16 protein-coding genes are annotated in these 21,278 nt (G+C 63.2%); 6 read left to right on the plus strand and 10 right to left on the minus strand.

Annotated elements, in window-relative coordinates; genetic code table 11:
• Positions 1-160: 160 nt before the first annotated feature.
• The 8 genes from galE to L0U80_RS22945 form a co-directional block, all read right to left on the minus strand.
• Positions 161-1,210, minus strand: coding sequence for a UDP-glucose 4-epimerase GalE (gene galE / locus L0U80_RS22910; protein ID WP_233870516.1), 1,050 nt, complete (start codon positions 1,208-1,210; stop codon positions 161-163).
• 84 nt (positions 1,211-1,294) lie between these two features.
• Positions 1,295-2,665 carry an exopolysaccharide Pel transporter PelG gene (pelG, locus tag L0U80_RS22915; protein ID WP_233870519.1) on the minus strand — a complete coding sequence of 457 codons (1,371 nt, stop codon included), beginning with the start codon at positions 2,663-2,665 and terminating at the stop codon, positions 1,295-1,297.
• 10 nt (positions 2,666-2,675) lie between these two features.
• Complete coding sequence (gene pelF, locus L0U80_RS22920) at positions 2,676-4,244, minus strand: GT4 family glycosyltransferase PelF (RefSeq protein WP_233870522.1); 1,569 nt, start codon at positions 4,242-4,244, stop codon at positions 2,676-2,678.
• A gap of 10 nt (positions 4,245-4,254) precedes the next feature.
• Complete coding sequence (locus tag L0U80_RS22925) at positions 4,255-5,397, minus strand: tetratricopeptide repeat protein (protein ID WP_233870525.1); 1,143 nt, start codon at positions 5,395-5,397, stop codon at positions 4,255-4,257.
• Positions 5,384-6,856, minus strand: coding sequence for a PelD GGDEF domain-containing protein (locus tag L0U80_RS22930; RefSeq protein WP_233870527.1), 1,473 nt, complete (start codon positions 6,854-6,856; stop codon positions 5,384-5,386). The genes L0U80_RS22925 and L0U80_RS22930 overlap by 14 nt, the downstream gene beginning before the upstream one ends.
• Before the next feature lie 66 nt (positions 6,857-6,922).
• Entirely contained in the window at positions 6,923-7,477 is a 555-nt protein-coding gene (locus L0U80_RS22935; protein ID WP_233870529.1) for a penicillin-binding protein activator LpoB, read from the minus strand.
• A 51-nt stretch (positions 7,478-7,528) separates the two neighbouring features.
• A complete protein-coding gene (locus tag L0U80_RS22940; protein ID WP_233870532.1) occupies positions 7,529-11,374 on the minus strand; it encodes a tetratricopeptide repeat protein in 3,846 nt (1,281 codons plus the stop codon).
• Positions 11,349-14,210: a bifunctional glycoside hydrolase/polysaccharide deacetylase family protein gene (locus tag L0U80_RS22945; RefSeq protein ID WP_373322258.1), complete on the minus strand. Its 2,862-nt coding sequence runs from the start codon at positions 14,208-14,210 to the stop codon at positions 11,349-11,351. Before L0U80_RS22945 ends, L0U80_RS22940 begins: the two co-directional genes overlap by 26 nt.
• 410 nt (positions 14,211-14,620) lie before the next feature.
• Here L0U80_RS22945 and L0U80_RS22950 point away from each other — a divergent pair, with 410 nt between their 5' ends.
• From L0U80_RS22950 to L0U80_RS22960, 3 genes are all read left to right on the plus strand, one after another.
• A complete protein-coding gene (locus tag L0U80_RS22950; RefSeq protein ID WP_233870535.1) occupies positions 14,621-14,776 on the plus strand; it encodes a hypothetical protein in 156 nt (51 codons plus the stop codon).
• Between the two features lie 393 nt (positions 14,777-15,169).
• Positions 15,170-15,346 carry a hypothetical protein gene (locus tag L0U80_RS22955; RefSeq protein ID WP_233870538.1) on the plus strand — a complete coding sequence of 59 codons (177 nt, stop codon included), beginning with the start codon at positions 15,170-15,172 and terminating at the stop codon, positions 15,344-15,346.
• 10 nt (positions 15,347-15,356) lie between these two features.
• Positions 15,357-15,536, plus strand: a complete 180-nt coding sequence (locus tag L0U80_RS22960; protein WP_233871590.1) for a hypothetical protein — start codon at positions 15,357-15,359, stop codon at positions 15,534-15,536.
• 285 nt (positions 15,537-15,821) lie between these two features.
• Here L0U80_RS22960 and L0U80_RS22965 read toward each other — a convergent pair whose 3' ends face one another.
• Positions 15,822-16,460 (minus strand): AF_1327 family membrane protein, encoded by a 639-nt coding sequence (locus L0U80_RS22965; RefSeq protein WP_233870541.1) that lies wholly within the window; start codon positions 16,458-16,460, stop codon positions 15,822-15,824.
• A 445-nt stretch (positions 16,461-16,905) separates the two neighbouring features.
• On the opposite strand from L0U80_RS22965, the gene L0U80_RS22970 reads away from it, so the two are divergent.
• Positions 16,906-18,525, plus strand: a complete 1,620-nt coding sequence (locus tag L0U80_RS22970) for a methyl-accepting chemotaxis protein (RefSeq protein ID WP_233870544.1) — start codon at positions 16,906-16,908, stop codon at positions 18,523-18,525.
• A 205-nt stretch (positions 18,526-18,730) separates the two neighbouring features.
• Here L0U80_RS22970 and L0U80_RS22975 read toward each other — a convergent pair whose 3' ends face one another.
• Entirely contained in the window at positions 18,731-19,369 is a 639-nt protein-coding gene (locus tag L0U80_RS22975; protein WP_233871535.1) for a TetR/AcrR family transcriptional regulator, read from the minus strand.
• A 213-nt stretch (positions 19,370-19,582) separates the two neighbouring features.
• Between L0U80_RS22975 and L0U80_RS22980 the strand changes: the two genes are divergently transcribed.
• The gene (locus tag L0U80_RS22980; protein WP_233870547.1) at positions 19,583-19,984 is read left to right on the plus strand and encodes a nuclear transport factor 2 family protein; all 402 of its coding nucleotides are present in this window, start codon (positions 19,583-19,585) and stop codon (positions 19,982-19,984) included.
• Positions 19,985-20,072: 88 nt separating this feature from the next.
• Positions 20,073-21,208, plus strand: a protein-coding gene (locus L0U80_RS22985) for an IS3 family transposase (RefSeq protein ID WP_373322092.1) whose coding sequence is annotated in 2 segments (ribosomal slippage) — positions 20,073-20,328 and positions 20,328-21,208 — 1,137 coding nt in all. Because the reading frame shifts where the segments join, the coding sequence is not laid out codon by codon here.
• Positions 21,209-21,278 lie beyond the last annotated feature (70 nt).

Here is a 21,278-nt window from a genome sequence, read left to right on the forward strand (position 1 = left end):
CCTCGCCAACCGAAAGACGGCGAGACGGACGCTCCGGCCTTGATCAGATCCGCAGACACGCCGAGCCAGATTACAGCTTTCGTGTTTCGCGTGCGTGGATGAAGCATGCTGCGGACAACGTTGTGAATCGCGTGCCGAACACCGCACCTTGATTCGCTCGCTATTCATATCCCCGAGGATTATTTTCCTGCCAGCGCCAGTGATCGACACACATGCGCTCAATGCCGTATTGTGCTGCCCAGCCAATGAGCGACTGCGCCGCGGCTGGATTGGCGTAGCACTCGCCGACATCGCCGGGGCGGCGGGCCACGATCTCATACGGGACAGGTCGTCCGGAAGCCTGCTCGAACGCCTTCACAACTTCCAGCACGCTGTAGCCACGCCCGGTACCCAGATTCACGGTAAAACCCGCGTCACGGGCAATCAGCGCGTCGAGCGCCTTCAGGTGTCCGCGCGCCAGATCGACCACGTGAATGTAATCGCGCACGCCCGTGCCGTCCGGCGTGGAGTAATCACCGCCGAACACGCGCAGTTGCTTCAGCTTGCCCACCGCGACTTGAGCGACGAAGGGCATTAGATTGTTCGGAATGCAAATCGGATCTTCGCCAATCAACCCGCTTTCGTGCGCGCCCACAGGATTGAAATAGCGCAGTACTGCGATGCGCCACGACGGATCGCCGATCACAACGTCGCGCAGAATTTGCTCGGAAATCAGTTTGGACTGGCCGTACGGGTTGGTGGCGGAGAGCGGGAAGCTCTCGTCGATGGGCGAGTGATCCGGCGTGCCGTACACCGTCGCCGACGAGCTGAACACGAACTGCCTGCATCCGAACTGCCGCATCACGTCCAGCACCGTGAGCAGGCCACCTAGGTTGTTGCGGTAGTACTGGATCGGCATGGCCACCGATTGGCCTACGGACTTGAGCGCCGCGAAGTGGATCACGCCCGCGATCTTGTGCGCCTCGAAAATGCGCGCGAGCGCCTGATCGTCGCGCACGTCGGCCTCGTAGAAGGCCAACTGTTTGCCGGTGATCCGCTGAACGCGTGCGAGCGATTCCTGGCGGCTGTTGGTGAGATTGTCGACAACGACCACGTCAACGCCTGCATTGAGAAGCACCACACACGTATGCGATCCAATGAAGCCCGCGCCGCCCGTGACAAGAATCGTGCCCCGGATGTTCGTCGCTGCGCTGCTGTCTTCCTGAGTCATCTCGAGTCCCTCCGAAAATTAAGCCGGTAAATCCCCGATTCGTTCTTCAAGAACCGCAAATCGCGCCATGCCGCAGGCACCAGATTACTGGAGCATGAACGTCTCGTACTCGAGCACTTCGAGTTTGCGGTCGAGCAGATAAAGGCTCGCCACCACCACCACCAGCAACGAAGCGGCGAAACCGTAGCCGTACCATGCGGGATTCTGCGCGAGCGTGAACGCGGTGAACGTAATGTTGAGCACCACGAACGCGCTGACGCAGCCTGTCACGATCACGCGCCTATCCAGATAGAAGAAGACGTTCAGCACGCCCATAAAGACGACCTGCAGGCTCGCGGCAATCACATCGACGTAAAGCAGCGGCAGATACAGCGTCGAAATGCGCAGCCACGACAGTAAGGCCGGTCCGGCGGCGAACAGCATCATCGCTGCGATCGTCTGCACCTTGATGATTTCCCACAGTCCGTTGCGCAGCGCCTCGACCATCGCGTTGCGCATCCGCTCGATATGCTGCAGCGATCCGCCCTCGCGCACCGCGTTGTAGAACGCGTCGTAATACTCGACGAAATCGGTTTCGATGCGCAGCAGAAACACCGCCATGCCCGGAATGATCGCGAGGTACGCGAGGAACACCGGAATGTCGTAAATGATCGATGCGCGCAGCGGCCCGATCACCTGCTGGCCGGTGCCGGGCGTGTACCAGAACATGAACTTGTCGACCCAGATGCCGAAGTTGTACAGGAAGCCGGTGATCATCAACAGCGGATACCGGTAGCGCTTGTCGAACACCTCGAACGAGATGAAATGATCGCTGCGGAAGTCGCGATAGATCAGCAGCAGAAGCCCCGCAAGCAGCACGGTCTGGCCGACCACGAAACCCGTCAACAGGCCGTTGAGTCCGTGATGGCTGAGCGCGATCGAGATGCCGGTAGTCAGCGAGTAACCCACCGCGAACGTCACGAGAATCGCCACGTACTGCTTCATGCCGGACAGGAAAATCGTCGCGATCCACACGTTCGACACCACCACAAAACCAGCCAGCATCAGCAACCGGTAGCCGGGCGTCTGTCCGGGAAAAAGCAGCCATACGGAGACACCGCCCAACAGCGTCGCCGCGACGGTTACGACCAGCGCAACCGCATGGAAATTCGGCAGCACGAGTTCGTCGCGCTTTTCAAATAGACGGTCTGACGTGAAGCGCGTGTACGCGAGTTGCAGCGGCCCGGTCAGCACGAGCGACAGCGCAATGAGCCAGGTCACCGACACCTGGAACTGCGTGATCAGTTCGTTGGGCAACACGAGCGGCAGGCTCAGTGCACCGATCATCAGGATGCCGACGATCGACAGAATCCACGGCCCCGCGCTGATCAGCCCCGCGTACGTATACGCCTGCATGAGGCCGAGCAGCGTGTCACGGCGAAGCATCTTGCGCAGTTCGAAACCGATTCCGGCCACGTCGTTCTCCTTACGCGCTTGTGCTGGCTGTTGCGGGCTGCGCTGGCGCGCGGTCGGGCATCGCGGTCAGCTTCGTGTACAGATTGCGGTACGAGCCGATCATCTGGTCCTGCGTGTAATAGCGCTCGACACGCTCGATTCCCGCACGCTGCGCCGCGTGCCAGTTCTGCTCGTCGAGCAGATCGAGCGCGGCCTGAGCAAGCGCACGCGGATCGGCAATCTGCACGACGCGGCCGGCGGCGCCGATCGCCGCGTCGTCGCCATCGAGGCCGTAGATCAACTGACGGCACGAGCCGACGTCGGTCGTCACCGAAGGCACGCCCGCCGCGAAGCCTTCCAGCACGACGAGCGGCAACGCTTCGGAAATCGAACTCAGCACCACCACGCCGCACTTCGGCAGTAATTCGTCGATCTTCTGGAACCCCAGAAATTTCACCTTGTCATGCAGACCGAGGCTCTCGACGAGCGCATGGCATTCGGACGCGTACTCCTGGTCTTCTTCCTCGGGGCCTGCGATCCACGCCTCCGCCTCAGGCATTGCGCGCACCACGGTCAGCATCGCGCGGATGAAGGTCTTGATGTCCTTGATCGGCACGACGCGGCCAATCAGGCACAGCGTCTTCGGCACACCCGGCGCGCGTTTCTCGCGCAGCGGCGTGAGTCGCCCGAGATTGACACCGTTAGGAATGCTAGACGTTTTTTCCTCCGGTGCACCATCGATCACCTGACGTAGCCGGTTGCCTTCGTAGAGCGCAGTGATGTCGTCTGCCGCCTCGTAGCACACGCGGCCAAGCGTCTCGAAGAAGCGCACCCACAACTCGCGGAAGTAACCGACTTGCGATACGTCGCGTTCGAAAATGGTCCGGTTGTCGCGAATCCACTGGCTCTGGAACAGGTCGATCTTGCGCTCCTTCGTGTAGATCCCGTGCTCCGAAACGAGCAACGGCCGACCGTGACGATAATGCGCAAGCGCGCCGAGAAAGCCCGCAAAACCGGTCGATACCGTGTGAAGCACGCGCGCCCTGGGCAGCCCTTCGGCGACTCGCGCGAGCTGCCACAACGGCTTGTGCATGATCCGCACGGTCCAGAAGTAATCGACGAACGACGGATCGGTGCAGAACTGCCGGAACTGCGCGCTCACGTAGCGCCACGCTTCCTTCGAATACAGGAACGCGTCTTCGGCCAGCGCGCCGCCGGGGCGCAGATCGTCCAGCATGCCCTTGAGCACCAGGCCTGCCTCGGCGCGCTGCGCGGGATCGCGCAGGTGATCGTGCAGCTGCGCCGCACGCGCGAAAGCGTCGGGGTCGCCATGCTGGGCCGCGATCGCAGGCGGCGGCGGAAACTCGTATAGATAGTGCGCTTCCAGATGCACGACGTTGTCGGGCAGCGCATAGGACATCTTCGGATAGTCCTCCGGCCGGCTGCCGAGAAAGCACAGCGCGAACGTGTATTCCGGAAACGCGCGGATCATCTGGTTAACCCAGCTCGAAACGCCGCCGCTAACGTAAGGAAACGTGCCTTCGAGCAATAGCAGGATGTCCGCCGATTCGGCCTGCGGGAATTTGGCTGGAGACGTCATGGCATCGTGGCTAAAGGGTCGGGGTTTCGTACGGCGCGTGCCAATAGTCGAGCACCGCCTGCAATGTGGGCAGCGAACCGTGCTGTTCGACTTCTGCGAGCAACTCGCGCACGCGCGCATAGTCGCGGCGCTGGTACGCGACCTCGGCGAGATACGGCAGCATCCGCTCGCGCGGAAAACCACAATCGATCGCACGCTGCAGCATGTCGGCGGCGGCATCGAGGTTGCGCTGGTCCAGCGCGAGCCGGCCGCGAAGGCGCCACAGCGACGCATCGGACGGATCGGCTTCCAGTGCGGTGCTCGCGTACGCGTCGGCCTGGTCGGCCGCATTGCGATACACATCGCCCTTCACGAGGTGCTCGTAGATCAGCTCGCTGTACAGCGCGGCAAGCGATTTGTTCGCGAGACGCAGCTCGTCTCCGGTCGCGGCCGGCTGCGACTTGCCATCGATCCGCGCGCGCTCGGCAAGGATGCGCTGCGTGAGCCCCTTTTCGCGGTTGTCGAGAATGCCGTATGCGAGCAGCCGGATGTCGTCGAGCGGATCGGCCAGCATGCTTTGCAGCAGCGGTGACACCGTGCGCGCGGGCATCGACTGCATCGCGATCAGCGCGGTCATCCGGAACGACGTGTCGAGGTCCGCGTTCTGCAGTTCCGCCTTCAGCCGCGCGCCGCGGCCGTACGACACTGTGCCCCTGATGTTCGCCGTAAACTCCGGCTCGAAGACTTGCTGAATCGGCAGATAACGCTCGCGGCGCGGCAGCTTCGTCCCCACGGCGATTGCGCAAAGCGTGCAGACCAGGCCGCCGAACGGCACCGCGAAGTTGAATACCCAAAGATAGCCGAACAGCGTGATGCGTGGCCTGCGGTAACGCGCCAGCATGAGGCGCGCGCTGCCCGCGGCGATCAGCAGCGCCGCGACGGCCTGCAGGCCAAGGCACACGAGCACCAGTTGCGTGTTCGTCTTCGCGGCGAGTGCGCCCGACTGCGTGACCAGTTGCCCGGCGAGCACGTTTGCAGACGTATCGGCGGCGCCGTGTGCTGCGACCACGACAGCGACGATCTGCACGGCGAGGCCCGCCGCGATAGCAAGACCCGCAAGCACTGCCGTCACGACACGCAGCACGCCGCGTTCGGTTTCGTCAGGCGCGGACATTGCACAACTCCAGCAGACGCCGCAGCGCGGCGACCGGTTGCTCGCCAGGAACGGCGATCGCGTGCTCGGCCACCTGCGCCGACTCGAAATCGATGCCAAAGCGCGCGCGCATGTTCTCTTCGATCCGCAGCAGATAGCCGTCGACCGCACCTTCACCGGAAAGCGGCATCAGCGTCAGCATCGCCAGATGCTGACCATCGCGAATCGCCCATTGGGAATCAAGCGCACGCCGCGTGCGCAGCACGTGCTCGAACAGCGCCTCGCTGCGCTCGCCGGTAGGAAAGACCAGCGCGACCAGCGACGACGGCATCCGCGTTTCGCGCACGAGATGCGCGAGCCTCACATAGTCGAGCGCGAACGCGTAAGGACAGCCCGGAAACGCTTGCAGGATCTCCTGAGTAACGGCCGCATGACGCACGCCGTCCGAATAGTGATGGCACAGCACCAGCAGGAACTGCAGGTTGTCGATCGTCAGCGCGAGAAACGGCATGCTGTGCACGACGACGACTCCGACCGGCGTCTTCTGCGTATCGACGAGCGGCACACACGCAACATACGCCGAACGCGCCGCCTGCTGCTGCTCGATCGAGCCGACGTGCACCAGCGTGCCCGTGCTGAGCGCCTCGCGGATCAGCGGATCGTCCGGATCGAGCGCGAACGGCGCGCCGATCGACGCCGCGGGCTGCGCCACCGGCGCATGACCGCGCCATCCGTACACGCTTGCGCGCTCTAGCTGGCAGGCCTGCGCGGCCGTGTCGAGAAACAACTGCGCGCCGCGCAGCGGCACATCCCCCTGGTCGGCAGGCGGGTCCTGCGCCAGCGCGACCTCGCGCAGTTTCAGCAGCGCGTCGCGCAGCGTCGCGGGCCGGCTCATCAGATCCTGTTCGAGCCGCTCGTGCGACAGCCGCAGCATGAACTGATTGCGCGTGAGGATGGAAAGCTGCTCGGCGAGATACTCGTTCGCCGCTCGCCCTTGACGCAGCCGCGTGATCCAGATGTCGCCGAATTGCCCGCACAGCATCGTCAGCACGAAGCCGCCGAAGAAGAAGCCGATCGGAAAGGCCCCTTGAGCCACCGCGGCCACGGAAATATGCAGCCGCCCGACGAGTTGCGTGGAGATGCCGCCCGGATACAGCGCGTACCACGACGCGAGCACGATCATGCCCGAGAACGCGCCGAAGATCGTGCCGTAACGCAGCGCGATCACGATCGGCACGATCCAGATCCACGGGCCGCCCGTGCCGATCAACAACGGATCATGCGGAGCAAACGCGGCGCATAGCGCGATCGACGCGAGAGTCGCGACGACCGTTTCCGCGAGCGCCACCGCAACGCGCCGCGCACCGCCGCGCGGCGGCGCAACAAAACGCGCCCAGCGCGGCCCAGCGCCCGCGCCTTGCGAAGGACGGCGCTTGCGTCCTGCGCGCGAAGGGGTCTTGTTCTGTGCCTGCGTGCTCATCGTCCACACCTGGCCGGTAATGCGCGTACCCGTGTACTGCGGCGCTCTGCGCTCATGGTCGCCACCTCACCGCGCAAGCGGCCCGAGCAGCTCGCGTTCGAGCTTCTGTCCGACGCCCGACACCGATTCGCGGCTCCATCCCGTCCGGCTGCCGCTGGTGCTCCAGACCACCTTGCCGCTGTCCACCTCGACGACATTGAATGTGAGCCCGACGGCCGGCTCGCCGTCCACGCCCACCTTGTAGCGCCATTCGTTGACCGCACCGGTCAGCACGTAATGCGCGTGCTGCTGCCGCGCCCAGTCTAGCCCTGACTGCTGCTGGTCCGGCTTCGCCGGATCGAACAGCGTTTCGTCATCGGCCGACGATGGATAACGCGTAACGTTCGTGTAGCCGTACGACACCATCAGGCTGTGCGCGATCGACGCGGCGCGCTGGCCGGCTTGCGGCGTTTCGGTGTTGTTCGCGAGCGGCAGCACTACCCAGTTGTCTTCTTTCGTGAAGGCCGCCTTGCCGCCGCGGTCCGTCACCGAGCAACCGCCGAGCACACCAGCGGCGATCAACAGCGCGCCGGCCACGGAGGCGGCGCGCATCCTCGTACGGCAACCGATCAGATCACTCATTTTTTCTCTCCGTGCTGGCAGTTTCTGGCAATTCATGGCAATTCGCCTTCGCTAGTAGAACCATTGATACCGGATACCCACTTCCTTGACCGAGGTGGCGTTGGTCGCCGACACGCCCTCGTACGAGCCGTAAATGACCGCCTGATCGCCGCCGAACACGCTGCCGGCGGCGCCGACCAGGACCTGCCCCGACCACCCCTGGCGCGAATCGTGCAGCGGTCCCGCCGAAAAGAATGGCCGCCAGCCCTTCGAGTAGTGGTACGGCTCCCGCAGGTCGTCGCCGAACGAAAACAACAGGCCGGCCTGGGTGAAGGTCTGCGGCATGAACGCCGCCGCATTGAAGGGGACGGTGGGCGGTATCAGCGGGCGCAGCGCGTCGCCCGGCGTGCCGTTCGCGTTGTACTGGCCGTGCGCGAACACGACGCGCACCGTGTAGTCGGGATAATCGACCTTGATCTTGTAGCCGCCCTCCAGCTCGACCAGATGACCGTCGCCGAGCGTCGACCGGTCCTGTCCGTGAAAGCGCGCGTACTCGTAGCGGCCGCCGGCAAACCAGTACGAGTTGTAGCGGTAATTAAAGCCTAGCGATGCGATGTCTTTCGTGCCGCCTACCTGCAATTGCGTCGTCTCGGTTGCGGCCTGGTTGTAGCCGAGCGCCCAGTTGAGCGTGAGGGACTGCGACCACGTGTACTCGCCTTCGACGCGCGCAGTCACGAAATCCTTGAACGCCTGGCGTCCCCCGAGCGTGATCCGCTCTTCGTCGTACTGACCCTGATGGCGATAGATCCCCTCGAACAGCCGGTCTGACTTCGGCACGTTCGGCATCTCGAGCGCATCGGCCCACTGGTCGCGCTGCATGTAGCGCAATTGCAGCGACTGCGAGGGCGTGAGACGCAGGCTGCCCGTCACCGATTCCTCGGTGAACCGCAGCGGGCCTTGATCCACGTAGCGCAACGCCGCACCGACCGCCTGCGCGCTGCGCATCACCTGGTCGCTCAACTGGCTTTGCATGACCTCGTCGTCGGGAAGACGCGTCAGCGAATCGAACGCGTTGCTTTGCGCGTAGGTGTAGCGGCCGGTCAGCGCTTCGGCATCGACCTTGTTTTGCCGCGGCACCTGGTCGGGCACAGAGTCGAGCAGGCGTTCGAGCGTATTCACGTCGCCCTCCTCGATTGCCAGTTGCGCCTCGGCATACACCGGCCGCGCGCTTTTCACTAGATACTGCCGCGTGAGCCATGCGCGCTCCATGTCGCTTTCACCCAGATCCTGCGCCCACGAAATCGCCGCCTCGCGCGCGATCGACGAATACAGCATGCGTTCACGACGCAACGCCTGTTGCTTCGCAGGCGGCAGCTTGCTGAATTCGCTCATATCGCCGAGTTCGGACGCGGCCTCGGTCGGGGAAGCCGTACCGGTGATGTGCTTGCGGTCCGCGCGCAGCAACTCGATCAGCAGCGCGCGCGAGTGATCGCCCGTCGAAAACAGCTGCGCGAGCGACACCATATGGCTCATGCGTTCTTCCGGGTCGGTCCCGGACGTGTCGTCGTCTGACGCCGTCGACAGCGGTGCGTCGCGATGCAGGGCCATCTCGATCCACACGCCACGGCGCACGCGCCACGCGTCGTCGGTGCGGCCGTTCAGTTCGAGCGCATCGGCCCACGTGAGCCGCCACAGCGGGTCCTTGATCGACGTCGGCGCCTGCTTGTGCAGGTAGTACAGCACATGTCGACCGTCACCCAGACGCTGGTACGCCGCCGCATACGCACCCCACAGCGACGGATTGCCGTCCGCCTCCGACGCATACCTGCGCAGCGCGCGGCGCAGTTCGACCGAGGTGCCGCGATCGTTGAGGTCCCAGATGTACGCGGCTGCCGCTTCGATATTGTCGGGTTCGAGCGCCACCGCGCGGCGCACGTCGCGGGCCGCCCCCGGCATGTCGCCCAACTGGCGACGGTACTCGGCGCGCGCGAGCAGGAACGCCGCCGATTTTTCAGCCGCCGCGCGCTGCTCTGGCGTCAGCGCATCAAGCATCGCCGCAATCCGCCCCCATGCGCGCGCACGCTGGTAGTAGTACATCGCCTGCTGCAGCATCCGCGGGTCGCCGCTTTGCCGGTAAGCCAGTTCCGCGATGCGTCCGGCGTCGATCGGCGAGTTGTCGAAGAAGCTGATCATCGCGTCGTAGTCCCCGGCGGCGAGATTGCCCGAATCGATCAGCGTCCGGTAAGCCGCCCTCGCAGCGTCGCGTTGCTGGACGATCATCGCGAGCTTCGCATTGAAGCGCCAGAATTCGCCGTCGTCTTTCGCCGCGCCGCGCTGCGCTTCCTGCATCGCTGCCAGCGCAGCTTCGAACTGGGTGCGTGTGTACAGAATCAGTGCGATTTTCCGGCCATACTCCGCCTTCGGGCCGTAGTCATGTTCGAGCGTGCGCCACGTGCCCAATGCGAGATCGTCGTCGCCCTTGCGCTCGGCGAGCACCGCATAGCGTACGAGCAGCGGCTCGCGCATCGTCCCTCGCGCGTGGGCCATCAGGAAGCGCAAGCCGCCGTCCGGGTCGGCGAGACGCTCATACGCGGCGACGACCTGATCCACGAGCTTCAGATCGGTCGGCGAAAGCTCCGATTGATGCAGCATCGCCGCGAGCGTCGCGGCGTCGTCGTTGAGGCCGGGTGCAAGGCGCGCAACCTGTTTCCACGCGTCTTCGTCGCCGCTCGACTGCGCGAGCGCGAGCCAGTTGCTCAGCGCAACACCCGGATCCTGATTCCACTCCGCGACTTGCGCGAGGCGCTTGCGCCAGAGGTTGGACTGCGGGTCCTTGTCGAGCGCGCGCTTCGCGACGCGCTCGGCGTTGGCCACATCGCCATTCGCGAGGAACACGCTGTAGGCGAGGTCTTCGTCGGCAGTATTGGGCGGCGCAGTTGGGGCAGCACCCGGCGCCGACGCCGCTACGACCCGCAACAGACGCCCCACGTACCCGGCCCTGAACGACGCAAGCATGACGCGCGGCGCTTCGATGTCGTCGTCCTCGCGACGACGGCGGCGCAACGATATTTTCAGAAGGCGCTTGACGTAAATCTCGGCCACGTCGGGACGGCCCGCCGCCATCGCGAGGCGCGTGAGATAGCGGAGCGTGTCGGGGTCGTCGGCGAGATCGCCGATATGGCGATTCGCGGCTTCGAGCGCCTGCGGCAGCAGGTTCCCCGACTGCAGCGCACGCAGGCCCGCAAGAAAGAGCGTCCGGCGCTCACCGAGCGTAGGCGCATCGGCTTGCGCGGAAAACCACGCGTCGGCCGCTTCCTGATACTGGCCATTCCCGAGCAGCACTTCGGCATCGGCCACGCGCCACGCTTTCGCATTCGCGGGATCGGCCGAAACAAGCTGTTCATAGAACTTCGCCGCGAGCGTCCCGTCGTTCAACGAGCGCGCCTGGCCGGCCAGCGTCGCCAGTTGCTCGTTGCTCCACTTGAAGCCCGCGGCGTTGCGCAATAGCGTGTCGAACGCGTCGATGCGCGCCGCGCGCTTCGGATCGTCCTGCGCCAGTTCATACACCTGGCGCTGCGCGATCGACAGCCGGATCGCGAGCGCCATCTGCGGCGCACCCGGCGCCTTCGAGCGCGCAAGCCTCTCTAACGTGCGCTGTGCGTCCGCGATGCGCGAGCCTTTCAGATACTGATTGGTCAGTTCGGCGAGTACGTCTGCGTTGTCGGGATCGGCGCGCAGCCATGCTTCGAGATACGCGATCGTGAGGCTGCCCGCATCGTTCCCGCCGAGCAGCCGCGCTTCGAGCTTTTCGCGCGGAAACGCGAGGACGAGCATCAGCGCGACCAGCGCGCCGAACACGGCGATCACGGTCGGCGAAAAGAGCCGTTGACGGTCAGGATCCGCAGGCGACGTCGACATGCAGACTATCCATGGCGGAAAGGGCATGCTGCGTCACGCGGCATGCCCCCACGTTGGCCAGCCAGAACCGCGGCGCGACGCGCGCACGCAGGTCGAACGAAAATCCGTTGCCGGTACGGGAGAAATGTTCGATGCGGCCGTTCGCTTGCGCAACATACGGGACGTGAGGCGCCGCGCTCGCATCCAGCACCGCGAAGCGTGCTTCGCTGCCCGCCAGATGCACATACGTGCCGCCAGGCCCCGGCAAATAGCCGACGACGCCACTGGCCGTCGTCATGTCGGGCACCTTGCCCACCGGCAGCCGCACCGTGCGCAGTTGCCCGCCGTTGCGGACCACCCAGAAGCGGCCATCGCGCGTCACGCTGGTGTCGAGCCAGTCGAGCACGTTATGCGAATAGTCGGAGACGAACACCGGCGTCACCGGCTGCGCGAGCACCGCGTGCAGCACCTCCCTGAGCGCCTTCATCGATGCATACTTAGTACCGCTGAACATGTGGTAGTACACATCGATCGGCTTGAAGCGGATCGGCTTGTCGGTCATCTCGAACGTTTCGAGCACGCGCCTGAAACCGTAGAACGGCCCTAGCCACAATTGCGTATAAAGCTCTTCGTTCTGGTTCGCCGCAAACACCTGGTAGTAGCGGCCCTTGCGCACGCCGATCGGCGCGATCGCGGTCCAGCTCGGATTGGACTTCGTGATCAGCGTGTCGCCGCCGTTCAGGTTCATCACGCCAGCTTCATATGCCGCTTTCAGCACCGGTTCGGGCACCTGGCAATCGCCGCTCCACAACACGACGCGCACCGGCTTGCCCGGCGGCGCGACCTGCGTGTCGATGAACTTGATCGAGCCGGCAATTTCGCGGTCGATGCTGAACTGGTAGCCGGGAATCGGGATCGACAGGCCATGATAGTTGGCCACCCCGCCGCCTTCTGTGGTGGCTTCCTTGCTGGGTGCATCGCCGAGCCCGGTCACCCACATCCATTGCAGCGGGTGCGTAAACGTGTGAGTGGCAACTTCGACGTTCGGCAATTCGAAGATCTTTCTGCCGATCGCGCGCAGATGCGGCGCAAACGCACGATAAGGTCCTTCGTCGCTGACTTCGCCTTCAATCAGCGATGCGGTGGTCGGGATGCCGATATCGCGCAGCATTCGGTACAGCGGGTCGCCCGCATACTCCGGCGACTGCGGCGTAGCCGTGCCCCCGCTGTCGCGGAACTCCACGCGCGACGCGAAACCGTCGCCGTCGATGTGCGTCATCAGGATGCGCCGGCCGTTTTCGGTGGTGGTGTCGGGCACAGGCACATCAGTCGGCAGCCGCAGCGCGGCGCGCAGAAACGCCATCGGCTGCACGACCCAGCGCGCCTGCTCCACCTCGGGAAGCTCGAACACCGCGAACGGGCGCATCACATAGCCGCCCCATGGCGTAAGCGCCGCCGCGTCGATCGTGAAGTTGCCCGAATGCAGACGCAACAGCGAGCGGCTGTCCGGCCCTACGCGCACGCCAACGTAGTTGCCCGGGTCCGGACGCGGTGCCATTTCGAAGCCCATCAGTTGCGGATCGGACGACTCGACCGCGAGCATGCCATTCGCCGGCTTGCCCGCCACCGCCTGCAGCCCCAGCTTCTGCGCAAACTGCCCGTCAATCTCCGTGCCGAACGACGTAAAGATCGCGACATGCATGCCCGAGTCGATCTGCCTCGCGAGCCACGCCCGATATTCGCCCACGCGCGGCACCTGGTCGTTCAGCCAGATGACGATGCCCGCGTAGCGATCGCGCAGGTCACCCTGCGGCAGCGGCTGGCGCACGTCCTGGTAATCGATCGTGTAGCCGAGATAATTGAGCGGCGTCGCCACATAGCGCACGCCGTCCGACGTGGTCAGATCGCTGCGCGGCTGCGGGTCCTGAACCACGAGAATGCGGCGCAATTGCGGCTCGATGGCGCTGATGCCCATGGTCTGCAACTGGCCGTCGGTCACGAACGGAACGATGCCGAGCGCGCGGATCCTCGCGGCCGTCTCGACCGCGCACGCACGATCCGCCGGCGCGCAGTAATCGATCGACACGACCGGCAGACCGTATTGCTCGCGGATTGTGCGCGCCTGACCGAGTAGCCAGTCACGATCGGCGTCTTTCACTTCGACGTAGCGGTTGCCGCCGGCATCCCAGCCGCGAAACAGCGACTCGAACGCCACCGCATACGCGATATCGTGCACCTGGGGCAGGATCTCGAAGCCGCGGTTGAAGATCAGCTTCGCGTCCGGATGGCGCGCCTTGATCGCACGGATGACGGCGACGAGCCCCGCCTCCTGCTGTGCGCGCTGGGCGTCGGTTTTGGCTGCGAGCTGAAACGAGTCGAGCGTGTCGAGAAAGAAGCCGCGATAGCCTTTGTCCCAGAGCGGGTCGATGACGTGCTCGACGAAGAACGCAGGCCAACCCGGCTGGCTCTGATCGACCACGCGCGACGCCCATGCCTCGTTCTGGCCGAGGAGCCAGGACTTCGGCAACGCCGTGTAGTACGAACGCGACGGCTGCACTTCGCCCACGCTCGCATAGGCAAACCACGTAGTGTGAGGCAGCGCATGCGCGCGCGGATCGAAGCCGCTCTCCGGTTCGATGACTGCGGCGTCGTAGGCGGAAAGCAGCTCGACGGGTGGATCGTTGCCGTAATAAAACGCGAACGACGGCTGCGGCTGAGACTGCGGCACCGGATCGGCGCCGGTCGCCGACGCCAAGGGCGCGAGGAGCGCAAGCAACACGAGCAGAACGACGAAGACGACACGCGGCATCACCCGCAGTACCGACGCGAAAAACCGTTGCGCATAACGCCCGGCCATCCTCGAGTCTCCTCGCGGGGCACGCGCGTTGCGCAAGCGGCTCGCTTCCGACTGCATAGCCAGCTGCATCGTCGGTTTCCTCGCTGTTCCGCCACTGGCGGCTCGGGCCGCATGCGCGCCGGCTCATGCGTGCCCTCTCGCGGGCGAGGCCGAGACAAAGGGCCGCCCGCATCGAACTCAGGAAATCTGCGTTACGACTGCTGCATCAGGCTGGAGGTGCGGCCAGCTTTGCGCTGCGGGCTCCAGGTGCCTGATTTGATTGCCAATTTTGAGACCGGCTTCGATCCTATCACGCATCGGAATTCGGCCCTGATAAGCCGTGCATTCGGCGTAACGTCGCGAGCGCGCCACGTCGATGCCGGGACGGGGATAGCCGGTATCTGTCTTTGCGCTAGCGATCGAGCGCCTGAGTGCACGACATCCAGCTGATGCCGTTAGTACAGGCCATCCACGCGATGCATATCCGATTCCTCGATCTGAAGCTGCCTGTTGTTTTTGATGCGCTGCCGCGTAAGCGGAGCCGCTGCGGCGGCCTGGTTCGTGTCGATTTGATGCCGGGTCCTTGATTCAGGTGAAACAGTTGTGATCGCCCCGCCGATTTGCGCCTCTACGCTGCTTTCCCCGGGGAGCGTACGCATTCAAGTGACGTTGCACGCTGCCTGATTCGACAGGATCAACTGCGCAGGACCAAACGCGCGACCCGCTTCCGGATTTTCACGTACGTGATTACGGTGCTTGTCGCGGTAGCGCATGCTTCAGAGCCTCCTTCCCCACAAGGCTTTCGTGCTACCGGCGTTGGTTAAGATTCATTTAAGAGACGCTACGTACTCTTCAATTGAAACGTTGAGAGGACAACGCCCCAGCGGCGTGCGACTTCTCCACTGCGATAGCACGCCCAGTCCGTCGAGCTATCCACACGCAGGACCACTCAGGGAATCTGCGGACAGAATGAGGTTGAGATGGTGTACGTGATTACCGACCTGAAGATGGTCGAAAGTTACGGCCGCATCACGGCTGTGAGTGGCAAGGATGCGCTGGAAGAGTTTGCGGCCAGCTGGGGCTTCCTCAACCTGATGGAGTTCGCCTCTGCCCTACCCACGCTCGCCGACGACTTGATCGCTGTTCAACTGCAATAAGGAGACCGACGTGTCCATGACTTTGGGACAGGCCCTGGTGCACGCGGAGCAACTGGAAGTCAATGGCGTGATTTCCACGACGGCGCAGGCGCTTATCCGGATGAAGCAGGAGTTCCGCAACTTAGTCGGCGTGGAAAAATACGAGCAGATTATCGAGGAAGCGGGCCTGGTTCATCCGGCCCCGCAGTAACCCGCTCCATTCATCCTGCACTTCTGATTTGACTGCTGCGATACGAGTGCCGACGACGTCATCGCGCAACGCCGGACACTGGTCGGGCGAAACAAGTGCCGCGCGGCGTGGCGAAGAGACTTTCGCGGCACCGCTGTCTGCGGTGCGTTGATGGGGGAACGGTTATAGGCCTGTCAACGTTCAAGCGTGAACGTGCGGAACAGGCCAGCCATCGCCGTGAATTCTGCGTCGCGTTTAGCTGGCTGCCCAATCGGGTTGAGGGTCACGAAGCGCGCACACTGGGCTTCAGATCCAATGCAGCCACCCCGCAAATAAGCCGAGCCCTGCCAGCACGAATGCACCGAGCGTACTGACCACGCCAATCTGCCGCTTGAGCGAGGGCATGTCGTGCACCCAGTAGGCCACCATAAAGAACGGCATATATCCGATCAACCAGATTAGCCACGGTGCGTTGAGGTTCCACCAACGCCACTCCCAGGTCAGCGCGCCGATACGATTAAGAACAACCTCCACAAGCACGCACAACACCGAATTCACACTGGCAAAAATCCAGCGATTGTTGATGCCGAAGATGCGCCACGCACGATCGCGCGGCAGTGTTCGCACCGCAAAGAGACCCATCAGCAGGAACATCAGACTGATCTCGATGTTGAGGCCGATCAGGATTACATAGGCCGAGCCCCCGGGCGTTCCCCACGCCGGCGCAAATCCGGAAAAGTGAAATAGCAGCGCATTCCAGATTTCATTGACCCAGTCCATTAGCCAGAAAGCGATACCGGCTAGCACAACGTTCCAACGCCGCTCTGCGACTTGTTCGCCATAGGCATAGAGCACAACCAGCAACAGGGTAATGACGTACCACTGAAAGTGACTGGGGTCGCGTACCAGCGCCTGGGCCTGAGCCGCGGATTGGGCAATGTTCATAGGTCTTTTTATTTTTGTCTATTTGCAGGAAGTCCAGTACCTGGACCGGTTGATTCTATTCCTTCAATAAGCCCATCGAACCCTCGTATTTCCTGATAGCCAGGCGCGACATTCTGGTGCGCGCCATGATCCTGCCGTAGTGACGGCGAAAGTGTTCGCGCGCAAACGGCCCAGATCAGCATCCGGCATTCAGCGCGGAAAATATGGCTGCGCGGTGTGACGTGTGAGAGATGGTGCTCAAAAAGGCCTTCTATAAATGCAAAAAACGCCAATCTCAGGGAGGAATGTAAGGGGCATGCGTGTCGATCGGATCAACGGCTGCAACTGATTATTTAGGTAGGGGTTCATTTCTCATACGTCGTGCCGTAAACGCCGACATGAGCGTCTTTACGCCAGCATGCCGCGCTGTCAAGCACCTCCGACGTTTTGTTAAGGCTCCTTCCCGATGAAACTGACTATCAAGCTACCTCTGGCCTTTGGCGCCGCACTTCTGCTGATGTTCATCGGCGCAATGTATGGGCTTTATTCGTTGAACCACTCGATTACGGAATACAACACGGTGGTTAGCGACAACGTCGCAAAAGAGCGGGCAGTGTCCAGCGTGCTGGTGACCTTCAAGCTACAGGTTCAGGAGTGGAAGGACATCCTGTTGCGCGGCAAGGACCCGGCGAAACTCGAACACGGATGGGCCGCTTTCGAGAAGCAGGAGCGCTCCGTCGACGACCAGACCCGCACGCTGCTAACGACGCTCGACCCAGGCAAAAGCCGCGCGTTGGTGGAGCAGTTCGCGGCTGCACATTCGACGATGGGCGTCGGCTATCGAAAGGGTTTTGAAGCCTTCAAGGCGGCGGCTTTCGATCCCACCGTCGGCGACACCGCTGTCGCTGGCGTCGATCGCGAACCAGCGCGCTTGCTGGCCCAGGCCGCGCAGGAAATCGCGGCGACAAGCGCGGCCGTATCGGCGAAAGCGGCTGCCGACGCGAGGCAGGCGTCGGTGATCAGCATCGTGCTGATGCTGGTCGCGTTTATTGCGGGGTCGGGTCGAGCGGTCATCTTCAGTCGCTCGATCACGCGGCCGCTCAATCAGGCGCTGGACGTCGCGCGCACCGTCGCGCACGGCAACCTGACGACTGAGTTTCACGTGGCGGGATCGGATGAGATCGGAGACCTGCTCGCCGCACTAAAGGAAATGCAGTCGAGTCTGTCGAGTGTGGTCAGCAATGTGCGGCGCAACGCGGAAGGGGTGGCGACAGCGAGTTCCGAAATCGCGGCGGGCAATCTGAGCCTGTCGGCACGGACCGAAGAGCAAGCGGCGTCGCTCGAAGAAACCGCAGCCAGCATGGAGGAACTGACCAGCACGGTCCGGCAGAACGCGGGCAACGCCCGCCACGCATCGACGCTCGCGGGCACCGCCTCCGAAACGGCCGCGCGCGGTGGCGATGTGATGCGACGCGTGATCGAAACGATGGCAGGTATTTCGGAAAGCTCGTCGAAGGTCGGCGAGATTATCGGCGTCATCGAAGGCATCGCGTTTCAGACCAACATCCTCGCGCTCAACGCCGCAGTCGAAGCCGCGCGTGCAGGCGAACAGGGGCGCGGCTTTGCCGTCGTCGCGAGCGAGGTGCGGACGCTCGCGCAGCGCAGCGCCGCCGCCGCGAAGGAAATCAAGGCGTTGATCGAGCAGTCGGCGAGCCGCGTCGATACCGGCAATGAGCTCGTGCGCGGCGCAGGCGGCATCATCGCGGATATCGTTCAGTCGGTGCAGAAGGTAACGGCGATCGTGGAGGAAATTACCTCAGCCTCCGACGAGCAGACCACCGGCATCGAACAGGTCAACATGGCGGTCAGTCAGATGGACGAAGTGACGCAGCAGAATGCGGCGCTCGTCGAGCAGGCGTCGGCGGCTGCGCAGTCGATGGCCGAGCAGGCGACGGCGCTGCGGGAAGCGGTCGCGGTGTTTCGCATCAACGACACCGCTGACAACGCGGCCATGACGCACAGCACGCGCAACCCAATGAGGCGCGCGGCAACGCCGTCCAACCGTGCGGCTACCATGTTGAGCTAAAGTCGCGGCACAGACAATGAGGCAGGCGACCCAGGTCGGCCTGCGCTTAAGTGCGAGCCTGCAGGCAGTGCGTGGCTGTGAGCCAAATAGCCGAAGACACGGGACGCGACTCCGATTTGAAGGAAACGTCCGTGGCTCTGTTCAATTTGGCGAAGGATGCCCGCATCCGCGTGGACCGGCTCTGCGCGCAGAAAATGACATCGCCCTACTTTCGGCGCGAACTTCCACGTGATCGACTTTCTCGTCGCGTATCTGCGGCGGTGACGATATGGTCGCGACCGTCATCAAGAATCTCATCAGCGAGCGCGGGGTCAACGTCTGCAATAGCCCGGGAAAGCAGCAACGTTCCGACCATCTGACTGAACAAAGTGATTGCCTTCCTGCGGCTGCCTTCGCTGATCCCCTCCGCCTCTTCGATGACCTTGGCGAATTGTTTGAGGTTCGCCGCGAGACCTTCCGCGTAAGAGCCGCGCGCCACGTCGCCGAGCCGTCGGGCGTCGCCCGCAAACCCCGACAGCGGACACCCCGCATCGATATTCGCGCGATGCTCGGGTGAGAGATACCACTCGATCCATTGCATGACTGGGTCGACGTTAGCTGACCTGGCGTGCTCGATTGTGGAGGCAAAAGTCTTCCCGCCCTCTTCTATCGCCTTTTCCATCACTGCGGCAACCAGCGCGTCTTTGGATTTGAAGTGGTTGTAGAACCCCCCCTGTGTAAATCCCGCCGCCTTCATCAGTTCCGCGAGCCCCACCGCATCCACACCGCGCTCGCGGAACAGCTTCTCGGCGGCTGCCACGATCGCGACCCGGTTTTCAGCCGCCTGTTGTCTGGAAACACCCACTACGCCCCCTTCGGCCAATAACGGCCCAATCAGCCCCATTGATAAATACAATGGTGATCACCATTGACATGGCCTTGGGCGGCGACCAGAATCCACCTCAATGACAATGTCACTCAACATTGTCTTAAGTATAACCCGACGTTTCCAGATGTCGAGGCGCAAGGGCTATCTGACGCGCCACGTCGTAACCCGAATCCTGAAAGAGGCTTGAACATGACGAAGACAACCCCTGAACAGAACAAGGCGCTGGTGCTCGAAGCGTTCGATACGCTGTTCAACAAGCGCGACTACGCCGCAGCCGAGCGCTTCTGGTCCGACCGCTACATTCAGCACAGCGCCCACATTGCACCAGGACGCGCTGGCCTGTTCGATCTCGTCCGCACGCTGCCCGACACGTTGCGCTACGAGAACCAGTTGATCCTCGCCGAAGGTGACTACGTCATTGCACATGGGCGCTTCTCGGGACACGGACGGCCTGCTGCGTGGATTGCAGCCGACGTCGTCCGCTTTGAAAACGGCAAGCTCGCCGAGCACTGGGACGTCCTTCAGGACGAAGCGAAAAAAGCGGAATCCGCGAGCGGCCTGCCGATGTTCGGCGACACCTTCCCTGCCTGACAGAGGTGGCCGCGCAAATTCGGACAGTCGGATAAGTGGTTTGGCCGGGGCCTGAGCCAGCGATAATGCTGGCAAAGGAACCGAGGAAATGACGAAGAGAACCCGACGGACGCACTCAGCGGCGTTCAAAGCGAAAGTGGCACTGGCAGCGGTCAAAGGTGAGCGCACGCTGGCCGAACTGGCACAGCAGTTTGATGTACATCCGAACCAGATCACGGAATGGAAGCGGCAGTTGCAGGAGCGTGCGGCAGACGTGTTTGGTGCGACAGGTGCACCGTCGAGCGATCCGCCGGTGGACGTGAAAACGCTGCACGCGAAGATCGGGCAGTTGACGCTGGAGAACGATTTTTTGTCAGGAGCGCTCGGCAAAGCCGGACTGCTGAGCGCAAAGCGATGATTGACTGTACGCATGCGCTGCCGGTTTCGCGACAGACGCGACTGGTTGGCATCGCGAGATCGAGCGCATATTACCGGGCGCAGCCGGTCAGCGAGGTCGATCAGTTGCTGATGCGGCGAATCGACGAACTGCACATGGAGTTCCCATTTGCAGGGGCGCGGATGCTGGCGCGCCTGTTGCGCCGGGAAGGCCATGAGGTGGGTCGCCGTCGCGTACGCACGCTGATGAAGCGCATGGGCGTCGAGGCGCTGTACTGCAAGCCGAACACGAGCCGCCGCAACGCGCAGCACAAGATCTGGCCGTACCTGCTGCGCGGCATGAAGATCGAGCGTGCCAATCAGGTGTTCGCCCTCGACACGACGTACATTCCGATGGCGCGCGGCTTCGTGTACCTGACGGCAGTGGTGGACTGGGCGAGCCGCAAGATTCTCGCGTACCGGGTCGCCATCACGCTGGAAGCCACGCACGCCGTCGAGGCGCTGGAAGAGGCGTTCGCCCGCTACGGACTGCCCGACATCGTGAACACCGATCAGGGTAGCCAGTTCACGGCGGGCGCGTTCACCGAGGCGGTGCTGAGCCGGGGCGTGCGGCTGTCGATGGACGGCAAAGGGGCCTGGCGCGACAACGTGTTCGTCGAACGGGTGTGGCGCAGCATCAAGTACGAAGAGGTCTACCTGAAAGCGTACGAGTCGGTCAGCCATGCCCGGCGCTCCATCGGCGAATACGTCGAGCTGTACAACCGGAAACGGCCCCATTCGAGCCTGGCGGATCAGACCCCGGATGAGGCATACTTCGCGACGCTGCCTGCGATCAAATCGGCAGCATGATTGCCTCGGACGTTCCACTTAAAAATCTCAGATGACTGTCCGAACGAGTGAGGCCACCTCTGACCACCGC

Origin of the sequence: Paraburkholderia adhaesiva (genome assembly GCF_021390575.1) — a bacterium.
In the GTDB taxonomy this organism is placed as follows: domain Bacteria; phylum Pseudomonadota; class Gammaproteobacteria; order Burkholderiales; family Burkholderiaceae; genus Paraburkholderia; species Paraburkholderia adhaesiva.